23 protein-coding genes are annotated in these 24,894 nt (G+C 58.8%); 8 read left to right on the top strand and 15 right to left on the bottom strand.

Features of this window, described 5'->3' with window-relative positions; genetic code table 11:
- Positions 1 to 177 precede the first annotated feature (177 nt).
- Together paaX and paaY are read left to right on the top strand one after the other, a co-directional pair.
- Positions 178 to 1,113 carry a phenylacetic acid degradation operon negative regulatory protein PaaX gene (gene paaX, locus AB6V08_RS13550; protein ID WP_368543375.1) on the top strand — a complete coding sequence of 312 codons (936 nt, stop codon included), beginning with the start codon at positions 178 to 180 and terminating at the stop codon, positions 1,111 to 1,113.
- 9 nt (positions 1,114 to 1,122) lie between these two features.
- Positions 1,123 to 1,719: a phenylacetic acid degradation protein PaaY gene (gene paaY / locus AB6V08_RS13545; protein WP_368543374.1), complete on the top strand. Its 597-nt coding sequence runs from the start codon at positions 1,123 to 1,125 to the stop codon at positions 1,717 to 1,719.
- 46 nt (positions 1,720 to 1,765) lie between these two features.
- Here paaY and yajD read toward each other — a convergent pair whose 3' ends face one another.
- From yajD to AB6V08_RS13520, 5 genes are all read right to left on the bottom strand, one after another.
- A complete protein-coding gene (gene yajD, locus AB6V08_RS13540; protein ID WP_014070216.1) occupies positions 1,766 to 2,113 on the bottom strand; it encodes an HNH nuclease YajD in 348 nt (115 codons plus the stop codon).
- Between the two features lie 66 nt (positions 2,114 to 2,179).
- Positions 2,180 to 2,947, bottom strand: a complete 768-nt coding sequence (locus tag AB6V08_RS13535) for a hypothetical protein (RefSeq protein ID WP_368543373.1) — start codon at positions 2,945 to 2,947, stop codon at positions 2,180 to 2,182.
- Between the two features lies 1 nt (position 2,948).
- A complete protein-coding gene (locus AB6V08_RS13530) occupies positions 2,949 to 3,146 on the bottom strand; it encodes a hypothetical protein (RefSeq protein ID WP_368543372.1) in 198 nt (65 codons plus the stop codon).
- Between the two features lie 93 nt (positions 3,147 to 3,239).
- Positions 3,240 to 3,698 (bottom strand): DMT family transporter, encoded by a 459-nt coding sequence (locus AB6V08_RS13525; RefSeq protein WP_368543371.1) that lies wholly within the window; start codon positions 3,696 to 3,698, stop codon positions 3,240 to 3,242.
- A gap of 4 nt (positions 3,699 to 3,702) precedes the next feature.
- Positions 3,703 to 4,137, bottom strand: coding sequence for a DMT family transporter (locus AB6V08_RS13520; protein ID WP_368543370.1), 435 nt, complete (start codon positions 4,135 to 4,137; stop codon positions 3,703 to 3,705).
- Between the two features lie 99 nt (positions 4,138 to 4,236).
- Here AB6V08_RS13520 and AB6V08_RS13515 point away from each other — a divergent pair, with 99 nt between their 5' ends.
- The gene (locus tag AB6V08_RS13515) at positions 4,237 to 5,187 is read left to right on the top strand and encodes a LysR family transcriptional regulator (protein ID WP_368543369.1); all 951 of its coding nucleotides are present in this window, start codon (positions 4,237 to 4,239) and stop codon (positions 5,185 to 5,187) included.
- Here the strand turns inward: AB6V08_RS13515 and AB6V08_RS13510 are convergent.
- Both AB6V08_RS13510 and AB6V08_RS13505 read right to left on the bottom strand, forming a co-directional pair.
- Positions 5,184 to 6,212, bottom strand: coding sequence for a methionine synthase (locus AB6V08_RS13510; RefSeq protein WP_368543368.1), 1,029 nt, complete (start codon positions 6,210 to 6,212; stop codon positions 5,184 to 5,186). The two genes, AB6V08_RS13515 and AB6V08_RS13510, sit on opposite strands and share 4 nt — an antisense overlap.
- Positions 6,213 to 6,238: 26 nt before the next feature.
- Positions 6,239 to 7,213 carry a DUF1852 domain-containing protein gene (locus AB6V08_RS13505; RefSeq protein WP_368543367.1) on the bottom strand — a complete coding sequence of 325 codons (975 nt, stop codon included), beginning with the start codon at positions 7,211 to 7,213 and terminating at the stop codon, positions 6,239 to 6,241.
- 171 nt (positions 7,214 to 7,384) lie between these two features.
- Here AB6V08_RS13505 and AB6V08_RS13500 point away from each other — a divergent pair, with 171 nt between their 5' ends.
- Positions 7,385 to 7,924 (top strand): DUF2058 domain-containing protein, encoded by a 540-nt coding sequence (locus AB6V08_RS13500; RefSeq protein ID WP_368543366.1) that lies wholly within the window; start codon positions 7,385 to 7,387, stop codon positions 7,922 to 7,924.
- Positions 7,925 to 7,931: 7 nt separating this feature from the next.
- Here the strand turns inward: AB6V08_RS13500 and AB6V08_RS13495 are convergent, their stop codons facing one another.
- Together AB6V08_RS13495 and azoR are read right to left on the bottom strand one after the other, a co-directional pair.
- Positions 7,932 to 8,618 (bottom strand): RluA family pseudouridine synthase, encoded by a 687-nt coding sequence (locus AB6V08_RS13495; protein ID WP_368543365.1) that lies wholly within the window; start codon positions 8,616 to 8,618, stop codon positions 7,932 to 7,934.
- An 89-nt stretch (positions 8,619 to 8,707) separates the two neighbouring features.
- On the bottom strand, positions 8,708 to 9,313 hold the full coding sequence (gene azoR, locus AB6V08_RS13490) for an FMN-dependent NADH-azoreductase (RefSeq protein WP_368543364.1): 606 nt from the start codon (positions 9,311 to 9,313) through the stop codon (positions 8,708 to 8,710).
- 204 nt (positions 9,314 to 9,517) lie between these two features.
- On the opposite strand from azoR, the gene hrpA reads away from it, so the two are divergent.
- The gene (hrpA, locus tag AB6V08_RS13485) at positions 9,518 to 13,420 is read left to right on the top strand and encodes an ATP-dependent RNA helicase HrpA (RefSeq protein ID WP_368543363.1); all 3,903 of its coding nucleotides are present in this window, start codon (positions 9,518 to 9,520) and stop codon (positions 13,418 to 13,420) included.
- 416 nt (positions 13,421 to 13,836) lie between these two features.
- Here hrpA and AB6V08_RS13480 read toward each other — a convergent pair whose 3' ends face one another.
- From AB6V08_RS13480 to AB6V08_RS13460, 5 genes are all read right to left on the bottom strand, one after another.
- Complete coding sequence (locus tag AB6V08_RS13480) at positions 13,837 to 14,496, bottom strand: O-methyltransferase (RefSeq protein ID WP_368543362.1); 660 nt, start codon at positions 14,494 to 14,496, stop codon at positions 13,837 to 13,839.
- Between the two features lie 59 nt (positions 14,497 to 14,555).
- Entirely contained in the window at positions 14,556 to 15,935 is a 1,380-nt protein-coding gene (locus AB6V08_RS13475; RefSeq protein ID WP_368543361.1) for an efflux transporter outer membrane subunit, read from the bottom strand.
- Positions 15,932 to 17,014, bottom strand: coding sequence for an HlyD family secretion protein (locus tag AB6V08_RS13470; RefSeq protein WP_368543360.1), 1,083 nt, complete (start codon positions 17,012 to 17,014; stop codon positions 15,932 to 15,934). Before AB6V08_RS13470 ends, AB6V08_RS13475 begins: the two co-directional genes overlap by 4 nt.
- 37 nt (positions 17,015 to 17,051) lie before the next feature.
- Positions 17,052 to 18,704 carry an MFS transporter gene (locus AB6V08_RS13465; RefSeq protein WP_439649883.1) on the bottom strand — a complete coding sequence of 551 codons (1,653 nt, stop codon included), beginning with the start codon at positions 18,702 to 18,704 and terminating at the stop codon, positions 17,052 to 17,054.
- Between the two features lie 159 nt (positions 18,705 to 18,863).
- Entirely contained in the window at positions 18,864 to 20,183 is a 1,320-nt protein-coding gene (locus AB6V08_RS13460; protein WP_368543358.1) for an MFS transporter, read from the bottom strand.
- 390 nt (positions 20,184 to 20,573) lie between these two features.
- On the opposite strand from AB6V08_RS13460, the gene AB6V08_RS13455 reads away from it, so the two are divergent.
- The gene (locus AB6V08_RS13455; RefSeq protein WP_368543356.1) at positions 20,574 to 21,377 is read left to right on the top strand and encodes a YdcF family protein; all 804 of its coding nucleotides are present in this window, start codon (positions 20,574 to 20,576) and stop codon (positions 21,375 to 21,377) included.
- Positions 21,378 to 21,575: 198 nt separating this feature from the next.
- Positions 21,576 to 23,015 (top strand): aldehyde dehydrogenase, encoded by a 1,440-nt coding sequence (gene aldA, locus AB6V08_RS13450; protein WP_368543354.1) that lies wholly within the window; start codon positions 21,576 to 21,578, stop codon positions 23,013 to 23,015.
- 157 nt (positions 23,016 to 23,172) lie between these two features.
- Here the strand turns inward: aldA and gap are convergent, their stop codons facing one another.
- Entirely contained in the window at positions 23,173 to 24,174 is a 1,002-nt protein-coding gene (gene gap / locus AB6V08_RS13445; protein ID WP_368543352.1) for a type I glyceraldehyde-3-phosphate dehydrogenase, read from the bottom strand.
- A gap of 189 nt (positions 24,175 to 24,363) precedes the next feature.
- Here gap and cybB point away from each other — a divergent pair, with 189 nt between their 5' ends.
- Positions 24,364 to 24,894 (top strand): cytochrome b561, encoded by a 531-nt coding sequence (cybB, locus tag AB6V08_RS13440; RefSeq protein ID WP_368543350.1) that lies wholly within the window; start codon positions 24,364 to 24,366, stop codon positions 24,892 to 24,894.

Genomic DNA, 24,894 nt, shown 5'->3' with positions numbered 1-24,894 from the left:
TTCGGCGATTTTCGGCCGGAAAAAAGGCCTCGCTGGACGCGCTGATTTTGATGAAAAACCTTCATCGCGATAAACGTGATAAAGCGTCCCTCGCATTGCCCGCGAGGGTGTGATGAGAGGAAAAAAATGCGCGTTGAAACTATGCTATGATTCATCAAGTAAAAAAATCACAACAGAATGAATCACATGAATAAACTTGATGCTTTTATCCAGCACGCTGTCAGCTCTGTACCCATCAGCGGAACATCCCTTATCTCCTCGCTATACGGCGATGCGCTTTCCCATCGCGGCGGCGAAATCTGGCTCGGAAGCCTGGCGGCGCTGCTTGAAGGGATGGGCTTTGGCGAGCGCTTCGTGCGTACCGCGCTGTTTCGCCTCAACAAAGAGGGCTGGCTCGACGTGTCGCGCATTGGCCGCCGCAGCTTCTATCGGCTCAGCGATAAAGGGCTGCGCCTGACCCGCCGCGCGGAAAGCAAAATCTACCGCGCGGAGCTGCCGGCCTGGGACGGCAAATGGCTGCTGCTGCTGTCCGAAGGGCTGGACAAAACCACGCTCGCGGACGTAAAGAAACAGCTGATCTGGCAGGGGTTCGGTACCCTTGCGCCGAGCCTGATGGCCTCGCCGTCGCAGCATCTGGCGGACGTGCAGTCGCTGCTCCACGACGCGGGCGTTGCCGAAAACGTCATCTTCTTCGAAGCGCACTCTCCGCTGGCGCTCTCCCGCGCCGCGCTGCGCTCCCGGGTGGAAGAGTGCTGGCAGCTAACCGAGCAAAACGCCATGTACGAAACCTTTATCGACTCGTTCCGCCCGCTGCTGCCGCTGCTGAAAGAGGCCGAGCCGGGCGATCTCACGCCGGAACGCTGCTTCCACATTCAGCTGCTGCTGATCCATTTTTATCGTCGCGTTGTGCTCAAAGATCCGCTGCTGCCCGAGGAGCTACTCCCGGCGCACTGGGCCGGACAGAGCGCAAGGCAGCTGTGCATCAACATCTACCAGCGCGTGGCGCCGGGGGCGCTGGCGTTTGTCAGCGAGAAAGGGGAAACCTCCGTAGGCGAACTGCCCGTGCCCGGCACGCTCTATTACCAGCGCTTTGGTGGCCTGAATATCGCATAAGGAGAAGGTATGCCTGTTTATCAAATTGACGGCCTGACCCCGGTTGTGCCGGAAGAGAGTTACGTACACCCGACCGCGGTGCTGATTGGCGATGTGATCCTGGGCAAAGGGGTCTACGTTGGCCCAAACGCCAGCCTGCGCGGCGACTTTGGCCGTATCGTGGTGAAAGACGGTGCCAACATCCAGGATAACTGCGTGATGCATGGCTTCCCGGAGCAGGACACGGTGGTGGAGGAGGACGGGCATATCGGCCACAGCGCCATCCTGCACGGCTGCGTTATCCGCCGCAACGCGCTGGTGGGCATGAACGCCGTGGTGATGGACGGCGCGACGATCGGCGAAAACAGCATCGTCGGCGCGGCGGCGTTTGTGAAGGCAAAAGCGGAAATGCCCGCAAACCATTTGATTATCGGCAGCCCGGCGAAGGCGATCCGCGAGCTAAGCGCCCAGGAAATCGAATGGAAAAAGCAGGGCACACGAGAGTACCAGGTGCTGGTGGAGCGCTGTAAGCAGACTATGCATCAGGTCGAGCCGCTGCGCGAAGAAGAGCCGGGCAGAAAACGGCTGGTGTTTGATGAGAATTTGAGACCGAAATCGGCAGGGTGACGGGTTCGCAACTGCCCATGCAGCGCGCAGGGCAGTTGCGCAAAATTCACTTCTTCTTGTTCAGCATCGCCTTTAAATCCGCGAACGGGTTATAGGTCGCTTCGCCCACATCCTTCTGCGCGTCTTCCCCGGCCACCACGGTGGTGCCGTACTGGTCGGCCTCGGTGTATTTGGAGTGCTCGTGGTCGTGGCAAAACAGGCACAGCAGTTCCCAGTTGCTGCCGTCTTCCGGGTTGTTGGTATGGTCGTGATCGATATGGTGAACCGTTAATTCACGCAGGTTCGAATAGACAAACTCCCGCGAGCAGCGTCCGCACACCCACGGGTAAATTTTCAGTGCTTTTTCACGATAGCCGCTTTCCAGCCGCGCGTAGTTTTTCGGGATCAGAGCCATTGCTGTGGTTACCTGCTAAAAAAGAAAGTCGTTAAATATATCCCATTGCGAAAGGCAGGAACATCACTAAAGGCCTTCCTCTTCCTGCGCCATTGACAGCGCGCTTGCGCTGGCCGGGTCGAACAGCGACAGGCTCTCGATCTGGTTGAGCATAATCACCTTTCTGAAATCCATCGCGCTGCGGGGATCCGAATCAAGGGTAACGTCGTGCTCGTCATACCATTTACTGTAGTTATTTTCGATGCGCAGGTTCATCGTCTTTTCGTCCCGGTAGCCGCTGAGCATCGGGATCAGCACGATGTTGGCCGTCTTCTCATATTCAAGGGTGGCGGTATGGATCATCCCCACATAAATTCGTCGGGATCGCAGCGTGACCAGCGCCAGCTCGCCTTGCTCCATGCACTGATAGAGCAGCTGCTCAATCCCGCTCGACTGCGCGAGGCGCTTGTAGAGCTTCTTGCGTCCTTCGCCGTCCAGCCGGGCGCTGCCCGCCCAGTTAGAGCGGTACAGACAAAACAGAATGGCGAAGGCCAGCATCACCACGACGGGCGCCTGGATGCCGAGAAAGCTCCAGTTCATGAAGTCCATTTGCCAGTCGGCGTATTTCTGCGAGGTGATGTGGAAAGTGTTATCGGTGGTGGAAAGGATCAACAGCAGCAGCCAGAGCAGGCCGGTGGCAATCACGCCCTGCAGAACGAAAATACAGCCGTACAGTGCCACCAGAAAATAGACGTCCCAGCCGAACGAGCGCTTGATTTTGAAGCGGGTGGAGAGGTCGCGGCTGGTGTACCAGTAGCCGCACACCATCAGCACCATAAAAATCGCGGTTCCCATATTACGCCCTCTTTAGCGCGTTAACATGGCGCAGAAAATCCTGCCGCACCTCGTTGCTTTTATAGTTCACCGAGGCGCTGCCGTCCTGGTCGATGATAATGCGATCGCCATCCTCGACGGCTTCAATAATTTCCTGGTGGCTCATGACCTGCAAAAGTGATTCAGGGCTTGAGAAAAGTGACATAAAAAATCGCCTCATCGCGGAGCATCCTTATTCATCAAAAGGATAAGCCTGGACGATGAGGCGACGGTTTGCCTTAAGGTTAACCCTAAAATCCCTCTCAGAGGTCAATCAGGCCTTGTTTGCGCTGGGTTTGCTGCTGGAGTAGATGAAAAACAGCGCAATGCCCAGGCAGGCGATGGCCGCGAGCCGGCTGGTGGAAAAGGGGATCGCCGGGTTGCCCAGCCAGCCAAAATTATCAATCAGCATACTCATGGCGAGCTGGCCCAGAATCACCGCCACCGTGGCCACCGCCGTGCCGATACGCTGTACCGCGAGCACCATAATCACGATGTACGGCACGCCGCACAGGGCCCCGAGAAGCTGCCATTTAGGAACGTCCATCAGCGTGTAAGCCTGTTTGGGCTCAAAGAAAAAAATCAGCAGCGCGGTGACCAGCGCCCCGACCGAGAAGGTCAGAAACGCGCTTTTAAATACCCCAACCCGGCTGCCGAGCTGCCCGTTTATCGCCGCCTGCACGCTCAGGGTTGCGCCGCCGATCAGCGCCAGAATAATCATTATCACGGTCATGTTTTTACCCCTGTGCAACCAGAATCAGCGCGGCAATGATGAACACCAGCGCGATAATGCGTTTAACGTCAATGCGCCTGTGGGGCGTTCCCAGCAGGCCGTAGTGGTCGATGATCAGGCTTTTAAAGACCTGGCCCGCCAGAATGCCAATCATGGTCATGGCGATGCCGATCGCCGGGGTGGCGATGGTCAGAATGACCACGTAAACCGGGCCCAGCACGCCGCCGAGCAGCTGCCAGGCGGGCTGCGCGAAAAACGACGGGCTGTTGCGCGGGCTGAAAAAGAGCATCAGCAAAAACGTCAGCGCGGTGCCGACGCCGAAGATGCTGAACGTGGCCCACAAATCACCCACTTTCCCGCCCAATGGCCCGAGCAGGCCGGCCTCAACGGACAGCCCCATACCGCCCGCGATTACCAGTAAAATCAAAATCAGCTGCATAGCACTCACTCTCTTATTTTTAAGGTGAGGAAGACTACGCCTGAACACCATTGAGAAAAATGCCATAATGCAGGAAACACCTTTGCAGGAAATGCATTAATGTACGATGCCGAAAACATCAGCATCCGCTCGCTGGCGATCTTCATTGCGGTCTATGAAGCGCAGAACTTTTCCGTGGTGGCGAGGCGGGAGGGGATTTCCGCCTCGCAGGTCTCTCGGGTGATCCATCAGCTGGAGGACGCGCTCGGCCAGCAGCTTTTTTACCGCAACACGCGCGCGATTATCCCGACGGAGAGCGGCCATCTTTTTGTACGTTACGCCCGGGCGATGGCGGGCAGCCTGGAGGAGGCGCGGCGGGAGCTGGACGAGCGGGCGAGCGAACCTTCGGGAACCCTGCGCATCAACGGCCCGGTGTTCTTCGGGCAGCGCCACATCGCCCCCGGGCTGGCCGGGCTATCCGCGCGCTATCCCCGGCTCAGCATAGAGCTGGTGCTGACCGATGATTTTATCGATCCGCACCGGGACGCCGCCGATCTGATCTTTCGCATCGGCACCCTGACGGACTCGGCGTTTCACGCCCGCGTTTTCGGCGAGCAGCGCTACTATCTGGCCGCGTCGCCGGAGTACCTGCGCAAATTTGGCGCGCCCGAGCGTCCGGACGATCTTCACGCCCACAAGTGCCTGGTCTATCGGGGAGCATACGGGCCGAACCGCTGGCTGGTCAGGCAGCCGGGCAGCGCCTGGGTTCACTATCCCGTCACGCCGCTCATGACGTCGAATAATGCGGAAACGCTGCTGGTAGCCGCGCTGGGCGGGATGGGGATTGTGCTTTTCCCCGACTGGCTGGTGAGTGAACGATTGCAGCGCGGCGAGCTGGTGGCGCTGATGCCGGACTATGACTGCTCTATCCACACGGAGCCTCAGAGCATTGCGGCGATCTACCCGAACACCCGGCATCCGCCCCTTAACGTCAGGGCGGCGATCGATCACTACGTGGAACAATTCGGTACGCCGCTCTACTGGCAGGTACCGAATTCTGCGGGGAGTTAGCGGCGCAGTTCGCCGCGGATGATCTCAGCGCCTGCCGACAGGGCCTTCAGCTTGCCCTGGGCAACCTGGCGGGAGAGCGGGGCCATTCCGCAGTTGGTGGACGGGTAAAGCTTATCGGCGTCGACAAACTGCAGCGCCTTGCGCAGGGTATCCGCCACTTCTTCCGGCGTTTCCACGGCGTTGGTAGCCACGTCGATGGCGCCTGCCATCACTTTTTTACCGCGAATCAGCTCCAGCAGATCCATCGGCACGCGCGAGTTGTGGCACTCCAGCGAAATGATGTCGATGTTTGAGGTCTGCAACTTCGGGAAGGCCTCTTCGTACTGACGCCACTCGGAGCCCAGCGTCTTTTTCCAGTCGGTGTTGGCCTTGATGCCGTAGCCGTAGCAGATATGCACCGCGGTTTCGCATTTCAGCCCTTCGATGGCGCGTTCCAGCGCGGCGATGCCCCAGTCGTTCACCTCATCAAAGAAGACGTTAAAGGCCGGCTCATCGAACTGAATAATATCGACGCCCGCAGCTTCCAGCTCGCGTGCTTCCTGGTTCAGGATTTTGGCGAACTCCCACGCCAGCTTTTCGCGGCTTTTGTAGTGCGTGTCGTAGAGGGTGTCGATCATGGTCATCGGCCCCGGCAGCGCCCATTTGATCGGCTTATCCGTCAGCTGGCGCAGATACTTTGCGTCGTCCACGAAGACCGGCTTTTGTCGCGCCACGGCGTCCACCACCGTCGGCACGCTGGCGTCGTAGCGGTTACGAATGCGCACCGTCTGGCGGTTTTCAAAATCAACGCCGCTCAGGTGCTCAATAAAGGTGGTGACAAAGTGCTGGCGGGTCTGTTCGCCGTCGCTGACGATATCAATCCCCGCGCGGATCTGCTCGTCCAGCGAGAGGCGTAGCGCGTCCTGTTTACCCGCCAGCAGCTCCTGGTCCTGCAGTTTCCACGGGGACCAGAGCGTTTCGGGCTGCGCAAGCCAGGTGGGTTTCGGCAGGCTGCCAGCGGTGGATGTCGGGAGCAATGTTTTCATTATTAAAGACCTTTATGTGCAAATAATTAAAGCGAGAAGTTATGAGACCACTGCTCAAGAAGCTGTTTACAGGGCTGAATAAAGTGTTCCTGCGTGAACTTGCCCTGCTGAACGGCAAGCTGGCTACGCTCTTCGCGGTCGTAAACAATTTTGGTTAACGAATGATCCTGCTGGTTTAAATCCGGCTGATAAAATTGGCCGGCAGTGAAATTCGCGTTGTAAATTTCCGGGCGATAGATTTTCTGGAATGTCTCCATGGTGCTGATGGTCGCAATCAGCTCCAGGTTCGTATAATCCGCCAGCAGATCGCCGGAATAATAAAAGGCGAAAGGGGCCACGCTGTATTCAGGCATGAAATAGCGCACCTTCAGCCCCATTTTGCCGAAGTACTGCTCGGTCAGCGACGAGCCGTCCGGCTGATACTCAATGCCCAGCACCGGATGGGTGTTGCCGGTGCGGCGGTAGGTGTCCTTGCTGGAGACGCTCAGGCAGATAACCGGCTGCTTTTTAAAATGGCGCTTATACGCATCGGATTGCAGGAAATACTTAAAAATATTGCCGTGCAGCTCGCCGAAATTGTCCGGAATGCTGAAGTCGGCGCGGTCTTTATTATGTTCCGGCAGCAACACGCTGAAATCGTAATCGCGAATGTAGGACGAGAAATTATTCCCGACGATGCCCTCGATGCGCTCGTCAGTTTTTTTGTCGACAATCGTCGGCTGCAGAATTTCAATCGCCGGGAAGCTTTTGCCGTTGCCGACGTGCATATCAACGGAAATAATTTCAAGCTCAACCGCGTAGCGATCGGCTTTAGGATTATCCCAACGCGCAAGGGCGTTGAAGCGGTTATTCATCATCACCAGCGTATTGCGCAGGTTTTCCTGACGCTTTTCCCCGCGCGCCAGGTTGGCAAAATTGGTGGTGGTGCGCGTGTTCTCAGAAGGGTTGTAGTGCTCATCGAAGCAACTGCGCTTAAGGGTAAATGTAAAAGACTGACTCATTTTGGTTATGTATCCTAAGTTCATGTTGCTAAGAAGTTATCAATGACTCCTTTATGACTGAGCCGGCGGCGAAGGGGAAGTGACTTAATTTCAATGCAACATGAGCTATCTTCATGAACCGCTCAAATCCAGGTATAATCCCTAAAATTTCTTATCGGTTTAGACACGAACATGACAAAACTCACCCTACAAGAGCAGATGCTGAAAGCGGGCTTAGTGACCAGCAAGAAGATGGCGAAAGTCCAGCGCACGGCGAAGAAATCACGCGTGCAGGCTCGCGAGGCGAGAGAGGCGGTTGAAGAGAACAAAAAGGCCCAGATCGAGCGCGACAAGCAGCTGAGCGAGCAGCAAAAGCAGGCGGTGTTAGCCAAAGAGTTTAAGGCGCAGGTGAAGCAGCTGATTGAAATGAACCGCATCACCGTGTCCAAAGGCAACATCACCTTCAACTTCACCGACGGCAATCTCATCAAAAAGATTGAAGTGGATAAGCAGACGCAGGCGCAGCTGATCAACGGCCGTCTGGCGATTGCCCGCCTGGTGATTAACGCCAGCGGCGACTGCCAGTACGCAATTATCCCGGCGGTGGTGGCGGATAAAATTGCCCAGCGCGATGCCGAGAGCATTGTGCTTAACAGCGCATTGAGTCAGGAAGCGGAAGACGAAGACGATCCGTATGCGGACTTCAAGATCCCTGATGATTTGATGTGGTAAATCGCGCTTAAAAAGGCGCGGCGCTCCGCGCTTTCACTTCCTCACCGCTCACCGGATGAACAAAATCCAGCCCGCTGGCGTGCAGCATCAGCCGCGGGGTGTGTCCGGTTCCGGGCAACGTCAGCCCGCCGTACAAATCACAGCCTAAAATAGGGTGCCCCAGATGCTGGCAGTGAATGCGCAGCTGATGGGTGCGCCCGGTTTCCGGGGTCAGCTCAACCCGGGTAAGCGGCAGGCCATTGTCTTGAATAAACCGCTCAACGACCCGATATCGGGAGCGGGCGGGCTTGCCGGTAACGTCACATATCGACACCCGCGGAAACAGCGCCGGATCGCTGCCAATCGGCGCGTCGATGATCCCTTCGTTGTTATCGAGATGCCCGCAAAGCAGGGCGCTGTAGGCCTTCTTCACGCTGCGCTGGCTAAACTGGCGGCATATCGCGGCGTTGATCGCTTTGTTAAGCGCCACCAGCATTAACCCGGACGTGCCGAAATCCAGGCGATGCACCAGCGTGCAGCCGGGGAAAATCTTCACCAGACGATGATGTACCGAATCGAGGTTTTGCGGATTTTTGCCCGACAAACTCAGTAAACCGGACGGTTTGTTGATGAGCGCCAGGTGGTCGTCCTGAAACAGGATCTCAATCTGCGCGTCGCAGGGTGGGGCAATAAAGGTATCGACAATAACAGACATCAGGCTGCCCGGCTGGAGAGTGGGAGCGGATGATAACGAAATGCGGGGAAAAGAAAAACCCTCCCACCGGGCGGTGAGAGGGGGAAATCTTAGGCTGCAACGAAACCGTCGATAGCGGCTTTCGCGTCAGACTGCGCTTTGGTCGCGACTTCTGGACCGTAAGCGATACCTTCTGCGAACACGAAGTTCACGTCGGTGATGCCGATGAAGCCCAGGAACACGGTCAGGTACGGCGTAACCAGGTCAGTTGCGGTATCTTTATGGATGCCGCCGCGGCTGGTCAGCACTACGGCACGTTTACCTTTCACCAGACCTTCCGGGCCGCTTTCGGTGTAGCGGAAGGTGACGCCAGCGCGGGCTACCAGGTCAAAGTAATTTTTCAGCTGAGTCGGGATATTGAAGTTGTACATTGGGGCGTTGATCACGATAACGTCGTGCGCCTGCAGTTCAGCAATCAGCTCGTCGGACAGGGACAGCGCTTCCTGCTGACGCGGGCTCAGCGGTGCATCGCTAGGACGCAGCGCGCCAACCAGCTCGCCGTCCAGCACAGGGATCGGGTTAGCGGCCAGGTCACGCACGGTGATTTCGTCCGCCGGGTGCTGTTCGCGCCACTGTTCAACGAAATAGTCGGACAGCTGACCAGACTGAGAGTACCCTGCCAGAATACTGGATTTCAAAACTAATACTTTGCTCATCGGTAATTCCTGTTTTGTATTTGATTGAAGGGGGTTGCCCCGTTGCTTGTTGACACTCTATTCACAATCCTGTCGCAGGGATAGCGCAATATATCGAATTCTATGTTCGAAATTTTTGAATAAGGCGGCGAAAGCCGCGATGTGGTACTCTATATCAATCATTAAAATGAGATTTTACCCGGCAGAGCACTGCCCATTAACGCTATGACAGAACAATCAAAATTCTCCTTCCCGATGCTCCTGAAGCAGCTTGATACGGTGATGCTGCGCGATAAACAGCGTTTTGCGCGCCGTCTGCACGGGGTAAAGAAGGTTAAAAATCCTGATGCACAACAGGCCATTTTCCAGGAGATGGCGAAAGAGATTGAACAGGCGGCAGGGAAAGTCGTGCTGCGTGAAGCGGCGCGCCCGGCGATTACCTACCCGGAAAATCTGCCCGTTAGCCAGAAAAAACAGGAAATCTTCAACGCCATTCGCGATAACCAGGTGGTGATCGTGGCCGGGGAAACCGGCTCAGGTAAAACCACCCAGCTACCGAAAATCTGTATGGAGCTGGGGCGCGGCCTGAAGGGGCTGATCGGCCATACCCAGCCGCGTCGTCTGGCGGCGCGTACCGTTGCCAACCGTATTGCCGAAGAGCTGCAAACGGAGCCGGGCGGCTGCATCGGTTACAAGGTGCGATTTAGCGACCACGTCAGCGATAACACCATGGTTAAGCTGATGACCGACGGTATTCTGCTGGCGGAAATCCAGCAGGACAGGCTGCTGATGCAGTACGACACCATCATTATCGATGAAGCGCACGAGCGCAGCCTGAACATCGATTTCCTGCTCGGGTATCTGCGCGAGCTGCTGCCGCGCCGTCCCGATCTGAAAATCATCATTACCTCCGCTACCATCGATCCGGAACGCTTCTCGCGCCACTTCAACAACGCGCCGATTATCGAAGTTTCCGGACGCACCTTCCCGGTAGAAGTGCGCTATCGCCCGATTGTCGAAGAGGCGGACGACACCGAGCGCGACCAGCTGCAGGCGATTTTCGACGCGGTTGACGAACTGGGTAACGAAAGCCCGGGCGACATCCTGATCTTCATGAGCGGCGAGCGCGAAATTCGCGATACCGCCGACGCGCTCAGCAAACGCGACCTGCGCCACACCGAGATTTTGCCGCTCTACGCGCGCCTGTCGAACAGCGAACAGAACCGCGTCTTCCAGGCGCACAGCGGGCGGCGTATCGTGCTGGCGACCAACGTGGCGGAAACCTCGCTGACGGTGCCGGGCATTAAATACGTGATTGACCCGGGCACGGCGCGTATCAGCCGCTACAGCTACCGCACCAAAGTGCAGCGCCTGCCGATTGAGCCCGTTTCTCAGGCCTCGGCGAACCAGCGTAAGGGCCGCTGCGGACGCGTGTCGGAAGGTATCTGCATTCGTCTGTATTCGGAAGACGATTTCCTGTCGCGCCCGGAATTTACCGACCCGGAAATTCTGCGTACCAACCTGGCGTCCGTTATCCTGCAAATGACCGCGCTGGGGCTGGGCGATATCGCCGCGTTCCCGTTTGTAGAAGCGCCGGACAAGCGCAACATTCAGGACGGCGTGCGCCTGCTGGAAGAGCTGGGCGCCATCACCACCGACGAGCAGGCCACCGCCTACAAGCTGACCCCGATGGGGCGCCAGCTCAGCCAGCTGCCGGTTGACCCGCGTCTGGCGCGTATGGTGCTGGAGGCGCAAAAGCACGGCTGCGTGCGCGAGGCGATGATCATTACCTCGGCGCTTTCTATTCAGGATCCGCGCGAGCGTCCGATGGACAAACAGCAGGCGTCCGACGAGAAGCACCGCCGCTTCCACGATAAAGAGTCGGACTTCCTCGCCTTTGTGAACCTGTGGAACTACCTCGGCGAGCAGCAGAAGGCGCTGTCGTCCAACCAGTTCCGCCGCCAGTGCCGGGTGGATTTCCTCAACTATCTGCGCGTGCGCGAGTGGCAGGATATCTACACCCAGCTGCGTCAGGTGGTGAAAGAGCTGGGGATCCCGGTGAACAGCGAGCCGGCGGAATACCGCGAAATTCATATCGCGCTGCTGACCGGCCTGCTGTCCCATATCGGGATGAAAGACGCCGACAAGCAGGAATTTACCGGCGCGCGCAACGCCCGTTTCTCTATCTTCCCGGGTTCCGGTTTATTCAAGAAGCCGCCGAAGTGGACGATGGTGGCCGAGCTTGTCGAAACCAGCCGCCTGTGGGGGCGCATTGCCGCCCGCATCGATCCGGAGTGGGTGGAGCCGGTTGCCCAGCACCTGCTGAAACGCTCGTACAGTGAACCGCACTGGGAGCGGGCGCAGGGCGCGGTGATGGCGACGGAAAAAGTGACCGTCTACGGCCTGCCGGTCGTGGCGGCGCGTAAGGTCAACTACAGCCAGATCGATCCTGCCCTGAGCCGCGAGCTGTTTATCCGCCATGCGCTGGTGGAGGGCGACTGGCAGACCCGCCACGCGTTCTTCCGCGAAAACCTTAAGCTGCGCGCCGAAGTGGAAGAGCTTGAGCATAAAACCCGTCGCCGCGACATCCTGGTGGACGACGAGGCGCTGTTCGAGTTTTACGACCAGCGCATCAGCCACGACGTGATTTCCGCCCGCCACTTCGACAGCTGGTGGAAAAAAGTCGGAAAAGAAACGCCCGACCTGCTCAACTTCGAAAAGAGCATGCTGATCAAAGAGGGCGCGGAGCAGGTCAGCAAGCTCGACTACCCGAACTTCTGGCATCAGGGCAACCTCAAGCTGCGCCTGACCTATCAGTTTGAGCCGGGAACTGACGCCGATGGCGTGACGGTTCACATCCCGCTGCCGCTGCTCAATCAGGTGGAGGAGAGCGGCTTTGAGTGGCAAATCCCCGGCCTGCGCCGCGAGCTGGTGATTGCGCTGATTAAATCGCTGCCGAAACCGGTGCGCCGCAACTTTGTGCCTGCCCCGAACTACGCCGAGGCGTTTTTAGGCCGCGTCACGCCGCTGGAGCTGCCGCTGCTGGATGCGCTGGAACGCGAGTTCCGCCGCATGACCGGCACCACGATTGACCGCGATGACTGGAACTGGGATCAGGTGCCCGATCACCTGAAAATCAGCTTCCGCGTGGTGGATGATAAAAACAAAAAGCTGCTGGAAGGCCGCTCCCTGACGGAGCTGAAAGAGGCGCTAAAAGGTAAAGTTCAGGAAACCCTCTCAGCGGTGGCCGACGACGGTATCGAACAGAGCGGGCTGCATATCTGGAGCTTTGGACAGCTTCCGGAAAGCTACGAGCAGAAGCGCGGCAACTACAAGGTGAAGGCCTGGCCTGCGCTGGTGGACGAGCGCGACAGCGTGTCCATCAAACTGTTTGATAACCCGCAGGAACAGCAGCAGATGATGTGGCGCGGCCTGCGCCGCCTGCTGCTGCTGAACATTCCGTCGCCGATTAAATATCTGCACGAGAAGCTGCCGAACAAGGCCAAGCTGGGGCTGTACTTCAACCCTTACGGCAAAGTGCTGGAGCTTATCGACGACTGTATCGCCTGCGGCGTGGACAAGCTTATCGATGAAGCGGGCGGCCCGGTCTGGACGGAAGAGGGCTTTGCGAAGCTGCACGAGAAGGTGCGCGCCGAGCTGAACGACACGGTGGTGGAGATCGCCAAACAGGTCGAGCAGATCCTGACCGCGGTATTCAATATCAACAAACGCCTGAAAGGGCGCGTGGATATGACCATGGCGCTGGGGCTGTCGGACGTTAAAGCGCAGATGGCGGGGCTGGTGTATCGCGGCTTTGTCACCGGCAACGGCTTTAAGCGTCTGGGCGATACGCTGCGCTACCTCCAGGCGATTGAAAAACGCCTTGAGAAGCTGGCGGTGGATCCGCACCGGGATCGCGCGCAGATGCTGAAAGTGGAAAGCGTGCAGCAGGCGTGGCAGCAGTGGCTCAATAAGCTGCCGCCAGCGCGCCGTGACGATGAGGACGTGCAGGCGATCCGCTGGATGATCGAGGAGCTGCGCGTGAGCTTCTTCGCCCAGCAGCTTGGGACGCCGTATCCGATTTCGGATAAGCGTATTTTGCAGGCAATGGAACAGATCTCACTTTAACTTTTTGATTTTAATCAGCTTGTATTGATTGAGCGCCAGCAATTCGTTTCTCGTGAAGCGATAGCTGTTTATCAATAACTACAGATGCTACAGCGACACCCTGTTCCGGCCGAAAATCGCCGAAGCGTTTCCGTAAGGCCGGGGCGAGGCGCAGGGACGCGCCGAGAGGGCATAGCCTGCATGGATGCAGGCTGGTGCCCGACCCGAAAGCCTGGAGGAATAAGCTGAGGGCATCGCGAAGCGACGATTTTCTTGCCGGGAGCCAGGTTGGTCAGGGAGGCGGCGGCGAGCCTCCCTGACACGTTCACAAGTATTGTGGTAACAGAGAAGCAGGGAACGTAAGGTGAACGGAATGACCGCCAGAGCCGCATGTTCCCCTCACCCTGACCCTCTCCCGGGGGGAGAGGGGATCAAATTCACCTGTTCACTATTGCCAGCGTAAACCCATCCCACCCTTTGATCCCCACCGTTTGCAGCGCCGTTGCCGTCAGACGCGGGTTATCCCCAATCATCTCGATAAACCGGCGCACGCCCTGAACCCGCGCGTCGTCGCTCTGGCCGTTAATCACTTCGCCGTCGCGCACCACGTTATCGCCAACGATCAGCGTGCCGGGGCGGGAGTAGTGCAGCGCCCACTCAAGATAGCCGGGGTTGTTCGGCTTATCGGCATCGATAAAAATCAAATCGAACGCAGGCACCTCGCCTAGCTGTTCGAGTGAGCGCAGCGCCGGGCCTTCAATAAGCGTGATGCGTTCCGTGAGCCCCGCAAGCTGAATGTTTTTACGCGCCACCCCGGCGTGTACCGGGTCGGCTTCCAGGGTGATTAACTCCCCGTCGGCGGGCAGCGCGCGCGCCATCCAGATGGAGCTGTACGCCCCCAGGGTGCCGATTTCAAGCACGCGGCGGGCCTGGGTCATGCGCACGAAAAGCGCCAGCAGCTGCCCCTGGTTGGCGGCGACGTCATGCTCGGGCAGCCCGGCGAGCTTATTATTTTCAAGAACCTTCTGGAGCACGTCATCCTGGGGGATAAGCTGGGAAATCATGTAATTATCTACGGCAGACCATTGTTGTTGCATAGATTGACTCCTTGGGGTTATCGCCGGGTGCGCATCACAGGCGCGCCGCCCGGCCTGTTTCAGGCGCTGACCCAACCGCCGCCAAGCGCCTTGTACAAATCAATTTGCGCCAGCAGCAGATTATTTTTCACCTGCACCACGCTGGTTTGCACCGAGAACAGCGTTCGCTGCGCGTCCAGCACATCAAGATAGGAAGAGTAGCCGTTGCGGTAGCGGTTTTGCGCGATCCGCAGAGTCTCCTGCGCGACGTCCTGCTGCGCCAGCAGCTCCGCGAGCTGCTCCTGATAGCGCGCGATGGCGTCCAGGCTGTCGTTGACCTCGCCGAAGGCGTTGCGCACCGTTTTCTCATAGCTATAAAGCGCCTGATTGCGCTGGGACTGGGAAATATCCACCTGCGCGTTCAGCGCCTGGCGGTTCAGCAGCGGGGCAAGAATGCTGCCGCCCACGCTCCAGAGCTGAAGCGGGTTATCCAGCAAACCGTGCAGCGCCGGATCCTGTATCGATCCGCCCGCGGTCAGGTTGATCGACGGCAGCAGGCTGGCGCGGGACGCGGCGAGCGTGGCGTCGGCGGCAATCAGCTGCCGTTCCGCCTGTGCAACGTCCGGGCGTCGGTTAAGCAGCGTCGAGGGCAGCTGAGAAGGGAGCTTCAGCGGCGTGAGGGTATCGAAGCTGGCGCTGCGCGCGACGCTGCCGGGATTGCTCCCCAGCAGCAGGCTGAGCGCGTTTTCCTGCTGGGCGATCTGGTGCTGCAAAACGGGAACCTGCGCCCGCGTTGAGCGCAGCTCGGAATCCGACTGCATCAGTTCGAGGCGCGAGCTGTAGCCGGTCTGGAACTGCCGCTGTGCCAGGTTAAACGCCTCTTCGCGGGACTTAAGCGTCGACTGCGTGACGCGAAGCTGTTCGTCCAGCGAAAGCAGGGTAACGTACCCCGAGGCCACCGAGGATGCCACGGTCAAATCGGCGGCGGCAGCGGCGGCCTTTTGCGCCTCAAGAGAGGCTTCTGCGGCGTTCGCGGTATTGCGGTTTACGCCCCAGATATCCACGTCGTAGCTCGCCGTCAGGCTGCCTTTGTACAGCGTGCTGTAAACAGGAAGCCCGGTCGCGGCGGACTGGGCCCGGGCGCGCGTTCCGGTCACGCCCGCGTCCAGCGACGGGAACAGGCTGCCGTTTGCGGCGTAGACCCGGGCCTGGTATTCATTAACGCGCTCCCGGGCGATGAGCACGTCGCTGTTGTTTTTCAGCGCCTGATCAACGTAGCGGTTCAGATCGCTGTCGTGAAAATACCGCCACCAGAGCTGCTCTGCCGGGCTGGCCGGGCCGGTTGCGGCGCGCCACTGCGCCGGGATCTGCAGCGAAGGGCTGGCGGGGGCAACGTCAACGGACTGGCAGCCTGCCAGCAGCGCGGCAAGCAGCGCCGCCGCCATCGGGCGGAGGATCATGGCTTCGCCTCCGCGGTGTCGATGGTCACCTGCACGGACATGCCCGGCCGCAGCAGGGCGGACTCTTCCGGCTTGCCGAGCACTTCAATGCGCACCGGAATACGCTGGGCGATTTTCACAAAGTTCCCGGTGGCGTTGTCCGGGGTGATGGCGCTGAACTCCACACCTGTCGCCGGGGAGATGCTCTCCACGCGCCCCTGGTAGGCTTTGTCGTTTAAGGCATCGACGGTGAACTTCACCGGCTGGCCGACGCGCAGGTTTGCCAGCTGGGTCTCTTTGATATTGGCGATCACCCAGTGCTGCGGCGGCACCAGGGTCGTCAGGTGCGTTCCGGCGGTAACGTAGGCGCCCAGACGCACGGCGATCTGCCCGAGCTGACCGTCGCGCGGTGCCAGAATGCGGGTGTTTTGCAGGTCGATCTGCGCCAGCTCGAGGGCGGCTTTGGCATTGTCCACGTCCGCCTCCAGCGCGCCGCGGTTCACAATCACGGTTTGCAGATCCTGACGCGACATCTCAAGCGTCGCTTTCGCCTGCTCGATATCCGCGCTGCCCTGGGCGGCGCTGGCGAGGGCGGCGTCGCGCTCGCGGATGGACAGGGAGCCGTCGGCGGTCAAATCCTTCACGCGCTTCAGGTCTGCCTGGGTTTTCAGGCTCTGGGCGCGGGCGTTTTTCAGCGCCGCGTCGTTACGCAAAATCACCGCCTCGGCGCTTTTTCGCTGCTGCAGGTTGTTGTTGAGGGCGGCAATTTTCATCGCCAGCTGCGCCTCGGCCTGATGCACCCGCTGGCGGTAAATCCGGTCGTCGATTTGCAGCAGCAGGTCGCCTTTTTTGACCTGCGCGAAATCCTGCACCTTAACCTCGGTGATATAGCCGTTAACCTGCGGGCTGATAAAGGTCGTCTGACCGCGCACGTAGGCGTTGTCGGTGAACTGCGCGTCGCGGGTAAAGGGCGGCAGCTGCCAGGCGTAGAGGATCACCAGCACCCCGACAATGCCGATTGCCGCGGCGGTAAAAACGGAAACAATGCGCACGTTTTTGCGGGTGTTGGCCTGCTCTTTGGCGGCGTCCTGCTGACTCATAGCGTCTCCCAAACCTTCATTTGTCGAAATCCCTCATTTATTTATTGCCGGTGGCGTTCTTCAGGGCCATACGGGCGGTGATGCGCAGGCGCAGCAAGCGCCACAAAATCCACACCAGCGTGGCGGTGGCGATGCTGGCGGTGAGTAAATACGTATCGTTGTAGGCCAGAATCGTGGCCTCAAGGCTGCTGACCGTTTGCAGCTGGGTGACGGCCTGCGTGCCGAGGAGCGCGCTGTCGCCGATCAGGCTTTTGTACATCTGGCTGTAGGCCTGGATCCGGTCATTCACCAGCGGATTAAGCGTGGTGAGCTGCTCCGCCAGCAGGCTGGAGTGGTACTTTTCGCGCCAGGTCTGGAAGGTGCCGAGAATGGCGGAGCCGAGCAGGCCGCCGATGTTCTGGCTCATGCCAAACAGCACCGAGAAGCTGACCAGGTTGCGCGGGTCGGCAATCACGCCGCCGATGCCCGCCAGCATTGCCGGCGCCAGGAAGAAGGCGCTGCCAAAGCCGAGCAGGAACTGGCTTATCATCAGCTGGTCGGGGCGGGTCAGGTTGTTCGACTGGCTGTCGAGCAGCGAGGCGACAATCATCAGCACCAGCGAGGTGATAATCGGCCAGGCGAGCTTCGTCGGCTTAATCGTCAGGCAGCTTGCGGTAATGCCGCAGACGATCCCGGCAAAAATCGACCACGCCAGGTGGGTCATCTGCTCGTTTTGCAGGCCGACGTACTGCAGCCAGCCGATGACCCCGGTGTTCTGCTCCGCCAGCACAATGCGGATCAGCAGCATGATCAGCCCCAGCCGGACAATACTGCCGCTCGACAGCCAGCGGGTGTTGAGCAGGGGGTTGGCGCGGTTATGTTCAAAGACGATGGCAGTCACAATCAGCACCAGCGAAAGCGCCAGCGACCAGCCGATCCACGGCGCTTCAAACCACCAGTCCAGGCGGCCCAGCGACAGCACCGCGCACAGCAGCGCCATGCCCGGCGCGAGCAGGATAAAGGTGACGAAATCTTTCTTCTCAAACACTTTTCGCCGATCGCCCGGCGGCAGCTTCAGCGCCATCACGCAGGCCAGCGACACCAGCGCCAGGCCAAGCTCAAAGAAGTACAGCCCGCGCCACTCGTCAAGCTGGAGCAGTTCGGTGGAGAACAGGCGGGCGAGGGGGATGGCGAGCGACGAGCCGGTAATGCCAATCGTCAGCGCTTTGAGGCGGTGTTTCGCGGGCCAGGCCTGGATTTGGTAGTAAATCCCCAGCGAGCTTAGCGCCGCCGCCACCATACCGTGGGCGGCGCGCACCATCAGGGCGGAGCTGAGATCGTTCACAAACAGGTGGAAAAAGGTCACCAGCACATACAGCACCAAAAACCCTTCGGTAAAGGCGCGCAGACCGTACTGCTGGCGGAACTTCACCAGCAGCAGGTTGATGGAGACGTTGGTCATCACGTACACGGCGGGCAGCCAGGCGATTTCGGTAGACCAGGCCGCAAAGGTCCCCTGTAAGTTTTGCAGGTTGGCGGTGACCACCGCGTTGCCCAGCGCCCCGGTCAGGCAGACCAGTAAACCCACTACGCCATAGGCGATACGCTTGGGCGTGCTGTGGATCGGCGTTGAGGGAGAACCCAGCAGGGCGGGTTTCTCGTGTGGCTGCCACTCGCGAGGAGCATAAGGATCGCGTTGAGGCAGGCGCATAACGTCGGTTACCTTTGGAAAAGTTGAATAGTTAGACGGCTAATGATTCTAAGTCTGACGCAAATGATAATTCAAGCGAATATGATTATGCATGTTAACCAGGTGTTTAGCACAATGGTATGGAAAAAAGCGCGACCCGGGGGACGGGTCGCGAAGCGTTTAGCGTTCGTTTGGCTGCGCGTGTAGCGCGGGCGTGCGCTTCACGCGGCTGGCGCAGAAGATGGCGACCAGCGAAATCGCCACGGTGACCGCCAGATACCAGGCCACCGGAACCCAGTCGCCGTCGTACTTCGCCAGCAGGCCGGTGGCGATAAGCGGCGCGGTGCCGCCAGCCAGCGCGGCGCCCAGCTGATACCCCAGCGTGATCCCGGTGTAGCGCACGTTGGCGCTGAAAATTTCAGAGCACAGGGTACCGAGTACCGCGGTGACCGGCGCCCACAGCACCCCGAAGGCAATCACCGTGGCAAGGACAATCCCCCACGTGGTGCCGGTGTTGAGCAGCATAAACCACGGCACGATAAACAGGCCGAGCACAAACACGCTCACGGCGTACATCCGCTGGCGGCCGACTTTGTCGGACAGCAGCCCCATCAGCGGGATCATAATCGTTGCCACCAGCGCGCCGAGGGTCACCGCCTCCAGCGCCTGGGATTTCTGGTAGGCGAGGGTGGTGGTGGCGTAGCTCACCACAAAGGTCGAGAAGATATAGAACGGCGCGGTTTCCACCACCTTCAGCCCGGCGGCGATCAGCACTTCGCGCCAGTGGTGTTTGAGGGTATCGCGCAGCGGGGCTTTGGCAACCTGGCCGGATTTTTTCACCTTTTTAAAATCAGGCGTTTCGTCGATGTCCTTACGGATCCACAGGCCAAGCAGCACCAGCACGGAGCTCAACAGGAACGGAATGCGCCAGCCCCAGGAGAGGAAATCCTCCTCGCTGAACAGGGTCATCAGCGACACGATAAAGGTCGCCATCAGCATCCCGATGGTCACGCCCGCCTGCGGAATGCTGCCGAAGAAGCCTTTGCGTTTTTCCGGCGCATATTCATAGGCCAGCAGCAGCGCGCCGCCCCATTCGCCGCCGATCCCCATGCCCTGGATCACGCGCATCAGGATCAGCAGGGCGGGCGCCCACATCCCAATCATGTCATAGGTCGGCAGCAGGCCAATCATGACGGTTGCACCCCCCATCAGCGACAGGGTTAACACCAGCGTTTTTTTGCGCCCGATACGGTCCCCGATGTGGGCGAAGAGTACCCCGCCAATAGGCCGGATGAAAAAGGTTAACGAGAACGACAGATAGGAGAGAATCAAACCAATGACCGGGTCGACCATCGGGAAGAAAATCTTGTTAAACACCAGCGCGGCGGCGGTGCCATAGAGAAAATAGTCAAACCATTCAATCGCGCTGCCGGTGAGGCTCGCAATGAGCACCTTCTTGTTTTTTCGTAATACCGTCGTCGTACTTTCATGTTGTGTCATGCCAATTAACCCCGCCACGTAGATGATGAAAGAGGTGTCACCCGGCGCGCTTCAGGTGCAACCTGCGAAATGTAAAAGGTTGTGAAATTGTTAAGCAACTTAGGGTTGGATGTTGATTTTGGCAAGCGGTCGGGGGGCGGGACTGGTCAGATCACGCTGAAATAAGCAGCGGTGGGTGCTTTTCTGGGTGCGATGAGTGGCATGATGTTTTGTGCGGTCAGGCATTAAAAGCATAAAATGCAGGTGCAACCCGCCGATTTTTGGATGTTTCTGGTTATTTCAGAAAGATGACGAAAAGCGCGCGTTTTTCGTGTCCTGGCTTTCAGAGTGCGCCTCTGTGTCGTCGGGTAAAAAAGGCTATCCTGAAGAGTACAGGCTAAGGAGAACACTATGACCCAGGCTAACTTTCCGAGTTTGCCGGACGTCACCCTCGCCGCCGTGAACACCGTGGGTCACTGGCTGGCGCAGGACGATCTCGGCGCGGGCGAAGCGGCACAGAACATCGATTTTGTCGTGCTGGCGGGAAATGCGGTGATCCCGACCATCGACGCCGCCTGCCGTTTCGCCTCAACACAACAGGTTCCGCTGCTGATAAGCGGCGGTATCGGCCACTCCACGGGCTACCTTTATGCCGCCGTTGCCCAACATCCGCGCTATCACCCCATCGCGACGGCGGGCAGAGCGGAGGCGAGCATTCTCGCCGACGTGGCGCGCCAGTTCTGGCAAATCCCGGAGCAGCACGTCTGGGTAGAGGATCAGTCCACCAACTGCGGGGAAAATGCCCGCTTTAGCTGGAACATGATGAAGCAGCGCCACGCTCGGGCAGAGCGCGTGCTGGTGGTGCAGGACGCCACTATGCAGCGGCGAACCGTGGCGACCTTTGCCCGGGTGTGCCGCGACGAGCGCGTTTCGCCCCGGTGGATAGCCCATCCGGGCGTCATCCCTGAATTGCAAAACAGCGATAAGGGGCTGGTATTTAGCGGCGGCGGAGAAGGGCTGTGGCCCGTCGATCGCTATCTGTCGCTGGTGCTGGGCGAGCTGCCGCGCCTGTACGACGACGTGAACGGATACGGCCCCGCCGGGCGCGACTTCATTAATCACGTCGAATTTCCCGCTGAGGTACTCGCCGCGTGGGAGGTGCTCCGGGGCGACGCTATCCTCACCGACGCCCTGACCAGCCGTTCACTTCTTTGATCCGCTGCCCGTTTGCGCAGGCTTTGGCGCAAACGGGCAAATAATGTTGCCGGGATGTAACGCCAAAAAGCGGCTGACCCGATTCTTTTATGAGATATCTCACAAAAACAGCGCCATAGGGTAGGCAACCTCGCCTGCGATTGTAGTTTTTAACAATAAATTTACTTGTTAAAAACAGTGCAATTACAGGAGCAGGACATGACAGTACCCGTACAACATCCTATGTATATCGATGGTCAGTTTGTTACCTGGCAGGGCGAGGCCTGGATTGATGTAATCAACCCGGCTACCGAAGAGGTCATATCCCGCATCCCCGACGGTCGCGCGGAAGATGCGCGCAAGGCGATTGAGGCAGCCGAGCGCGCCCAGGCCGACTGGGAAGCGCTTCCGGCGATCCAGCGCGCGGGCTGGCTGCGTAAAATCGCCGCCGGGATCCGCGAGCGCGCCAGCGAAATCAGCGCCCTGATCGTCGCCGAGGGCGGCAAAATCCAGCAGCTGGCGGACGTCGAAGTGGCCTTCACCGCCGACTACATCGACTACATGGCCGAGTGGGCGCGCCGCTACGAGGGCGAAATTATTCAGAGCGACCGCCCGGGCGAGAACATACTGGTCTTTAAGCGTGCCCTGGGCGTCACGACCGGCATTTTGCCGTGGAACTTTCCGTTCTTCCTGATTGCCCGCAAGCTCTCGCCCGCGCTGCTGACAGGGAATACCATCGTGATCAAACCGAGCGAATTTACCCCGAACAACGCCATCGCGTTTGCCAAAATCGTGGACGCGATCGGCCTGCCGAAAGGGGTGTTTAACCTGGTGCTGGGGCGCGGCGAAACCGTCGGCCAGGAGCTGGCGGGCAACCCGAAAGTGGCGATGGTCAGCATGACCGGCAGCGTGGGCGCGGGTGAGAAAATCATGGCCGCCGCCGCGAAGAACATCACTAAAGTGGGGCTGGAGCTGGGCGGTAAAGCGCCGGCTATCGTGATGGACGATGCGGATCTGGAGCTGGCGGTAAAAGCGATCGTCGATTCCCGCGTCATTAACACCGGGCAGGTGTGTAACTGCGCAGAGCGCGTGTACGTGCAAAAAGGGATTTACGACCGTTTCGTCAACCGTCTGGGCGAGGCGATGAAGGCGGTGCAGTTTGGCAACCCGGCAGAGCGCACGGACATTGCGATGGGGCCGCTGATCAACGCCGCGGCGCTGGAGCGCGTCGAGCAGAAGGTGGCCCGCGCGGTGCAGGAGGGGGCGAAAGTGGTGCTGGGCGGCAAGGCGGTTGAGGGCAAAGGCTACTACTACCCGCCAACGCTGCTGCTGGACGTGCGCCAGGAGATGGCCATCATGCACGAAGAGACCTTCGGCCCGGTGCTCCCGGTGGTGGTCTTCGACACCCTGGAAGAGGCGTTGAAGATGGCGAACGACAGCGACTACGGCTTAACCTCGTCGATTTATACCCAGGATTTGAACGTGGCGATGAAGGCGATTAAGGGGCTGAAGTTCGGCGAAACCTACATCAACCGCGAGAACTTCGAAGCGATGCAGGGCTTCCACGCGGGCTGGCGTAAATCCGGGATTGGCGGAGCGGACGGCAAACACGGCCTGAACGAGTATCTGCAAACCCAGGTGGTGTATTTGCAGTCGTAAAAAATATCTCGCACGAGCCGTGGGCGGTGAGGGGAATGATGATCCGAGTGGTTTGTTCCCCTCACCCTAACCCTCTCCCCGGAGGGGAGAGGGGATTGTAACGTGCGAACATGGTTATCTCGGGATCCCTCTTCCCGAAGGGGAGAGGGGATCCCATTTACAGCGCCGCGTATTTATCCAGCGTCCGCACCAGCTGCGTCACAAACCCATACTCGTTATCGTACCAGGCGACGGTTTTCACCAGCTGCACATCCCCTGCATCGGTCACTTCGGTTTGGGTGGCGTCAAACACCGAGCCAAAATGCGAGCCGATCACGTCCGACGAGACAATCTCTTCGTCGGTGTAGCCGAACGACTCGTTGTTCGCCGTGGCCTGTTTCAGCGCCTGGTGGATCTCTTCGACGGTGACCTTTTTATCCAGAATCGACACCAGTTCGGTCACCGAGCCGGTTTTGACCGGCACGCGCTGGGCGTGGCCTTTCAGCTTGCCGCTCAGCGCCGGGATCACCAGCCCGATGGCCTTTGCCGCCCCGGTGGTGTGCGGAATGATGTTTTCCGCCGCCGCGCGCGAGGCGCGCAGATCTTTGCCGCGCGGGCCGTCGACCAGCGCCTGAGTGCCGGTGTAGGCGTGAATGGTGGTCATGGTGCCGACCTTAATCCCGAAGGCGTCGTTCAGGGCTTTTGCCAGCGGTGCCAGGCAGTTGGTGGTGCAGGACGCCACGGAAATAATGGTGTCGCTGGCGTCAATGGTGTCGTCGTTGACGTTGAACACAATGGTTTTCATCTCACCCGCGGGGGCAGAAATCAGCACTTTTTTCGCGCCAGCCTCAAGGTGGGCTTTTGATTTCTCTTCAGAGGTATAAAAACCGGTGCATTCCACGACCAGATCCACGCCCGCGGCTTTCCACGGAATGTGCTTCGCCTCTTTTTCGGCGTAAACCGAAATGGATTTACCGTCGACAATCAGCGAATCTTCCGTGAAATCCACGCTCCACGGGAAGCCGCCATAGTTAGAGTCGTGTTTGAGCAAATAGGCCAGCACCTTCGGCGAAGTGAGATCGTTAATGGCGACCACGGTGTTGCTGTCCTGGGTTTCAAGAAGGCGGCGCAGTACAAGGCGTCCTATGCGACCAAATCCGTTAATACCAATTTTACTCATGGTTATCTCCTGGTTTGCTGTCGAAGCGACAGGGTGAACTCATCCAGGCTTAGACCATGACGCCCGCACAGGCAATTGAAGATGCTTCATGCGCAGGGAAGCAATTGAAAAACCGCGCAGAAAAGTTAATGAATTTTTAAGGAAAGCTGGTTATGTTGACGCGATACACGTTTTTACTCGGAAAATCCTATGCGTACAAAATATACGGGCCTGCAAATTGGCATTCACTGGCTGGTGTTTCTGTTGGTCATTGTGGCCTATTGCGCCATGGAGTTCAGGGGCTTTTTCCCGCGCACCGACCGTCCGCTTATCAATATGATCCACGTCTCCTGCGGGATCTCGATTCTGGTGCTGATGGTGGCGCGCCTGCTGGTGCGCCTGAAATATCCGGCCCCGCCGATCCAGCCCAAACCGAAGGCGATGATTACCGGGCTGTCTCACCTAGGGCATCTGCTGGTGTATCTGCTGTTTATTGCGCTGCCGATTATCGGCCTGACGATGATGTACTACCGCGGTAACGACTGGTACTCCTTCGGCATGGTGATGCCGCACGCCGCCGAAGCCAATTTTGACCGCGTCGATATGCTCAAGGAGTGGCACGGTTTTCTGGCGAACCTGGGCTATTTCCTGATCGGCATTCACGCCTTCGCCGCCCTGGCCCATCACTATTTCTGGAAAGACAACACGCTGCTGCGCATGATGCCCAACAAGCGTCGCTAG

The organism is Enterobacter soli, assembly GCF_964208575.1.
GTDB classification, from domain to species: Bacteria; Pseudomonadota; Gammaproteobacteria; order Enterobacterales; family Enterobacteriaceae; genus Enterobacter; species Enterobacter soli_A.
Note: the sequence above shows the minus strand (reverse complement) of the source record. Positions and strands in the feature narration are given on the sequence as shown.

Coding starts and splice junctions, on each gene's coding strand:
- azoR (WP_368543364.1), bottom strand. CDS start 9,313: ATGAGCAAAGTATTAGTTTTGAAATCCAGTATTCTGGCAGGGTACTCT.
- AB6V08_RS13455 (WP_368543356.1), top strand. CDS start 20,574: ATGACCCAGGCTAACTTTCCGAGTTTGCCGGACGTCACCCTCGCCGCC.
- hrpA (WP_368543363.1), top strand. CDS start 9,518: ATGACAGAACAATCAAAATTCTCCTTCCCGATGCTCCTGAAGCAGCTT.
- paaX (WP_368543375.1), top strand. CDS start 178: ATGAATCACATGAATAAACTTGATGCTTTTATCCAGCACGCTGTCAGC.
- cybB (WP_368543350.1), top strand. CDS start 24,364: ATGCGTACAAAATATACGGGCCTGCAAATTGGCATTCACTGGCTGGTG.
- AB6V08_RS13460 (WP_368543358.1), bottom strand. CDS start 20,183: ATGACACAACATGAAAGTACGACGACGGTATTACGAAAAAACAAGAAG.
- AB6V08_RS13495 (WP_368543365.1), bottom strand. CDS start 8,618: ATGTCTGTTATTGTCGATACCTTTATTGCCCCACCCTGCGACGCGCAG.
- AB6V08_RS13520 (WP_368543370.1), bottom strand. CDS start 4,137: ATGCAGCTGATTTTGATTTTACTGGTAATCGCGGGCGGTATGGGGCTG.
- yajD (WP_014070216.1), bottom strand. CDS start 2,113: ATGGCTCTGATCCCGAAAAACTACGCGCGGCTGGAAAGCGGCTATCGT.
- gap (WP_368543352.1), bottom strand. CDS start 24,174: ATGAGTAAAATTGGTATTAACGGATTTGGTCGCATAGGACGCCTTGTA.
- AB6V08_RS13475 (WP_368543361.1), bottom strand. CDS start 15,935: ATGATCCTCCGCCCGATGGCGGCGGCGCTGCTTGCCGCGCTGCTGGCA.
- AB6V08_RS13505 (WP_368543367.1), bottom strand. CDS start 7,213: ATGAGTCAGTCTTTTACATTTACCCTTAAGCGCAGTTGCTTCGATGAG.
- paaY (WP_368543374.1), top strand. CDS start 1,123: ATGCCTGTTTATCAAATTGACGGCCTGACCCCGGTTGTGCCGGAAGAG.
- AB6V08_RS13465 (WP_439649883.1), bottom strand. CDS start 18,704: ATGCGCCTGCCTCAACGCGATCCTTATGCTCCTCGCGAGTGGCAGCCA.
- AB6V08_RS13500 (WP_368543366.1), top strand. CDS start 7,385: ATGACAAAACTCACCCTACAAGAGCAGATGCTGAAAGCGGGCTTAGTG.
- AB6V08_RS13535 (WP_368543373.1), bottom strand. CDS start 2,947: ATGGGAACCGCGATTTTTATGGTGCTGATGGTGTGCGGCTACTGGTAC.
- aldA (WP_368543354.1), top strand. CDS start 21,576: ATGACAGTACCCGTACAACATCCTATGTATATCGATGGTCAGTTTGTT.
- AB6V08_RS13530 (WP_368543372.1), bottom strand. CDS start 3,146: ATGAGGCGATTTTTTATGTCACTTTTCTCAAGCCCTGAATCACTTTTG.
- AB6V08_RS13470 (WP_368543360.1), bottom strand. CDS start 17,014: ATGAGTCAGCAGGACGCCGCCAAAGAGCAGGCCAACACCCGCAAAAAC.
- AB6V08_RS13525 (WP_368543371.1), bottom strand. CDS start 3,698: ATGACCGTGATAATGATTATTCTGGCGCTGATCGGCGGCGCAACCCTG.
- AB6V08_RS13510 (WP_368543368.1), bottom strand. CDS start 6,212: ATGAAAACATTGCTCCCGACATCCACCGCTGGCAGCCTGCCGAAACCC.
- AB6V08_RS13515 (WP_368543369.1), top strand. CDS start 4,237: ATGTACGATGCCGAAAACATCAGCATCCGCTCGCTGGCGATCTTCATT.
- AB6V08_RS13480 (WP_368543362.1), bottom strand. CDS start 14,496: ATGCAACAACAATGGTCTGCCGTAGATAATTACATGATTTCCCAGCTT.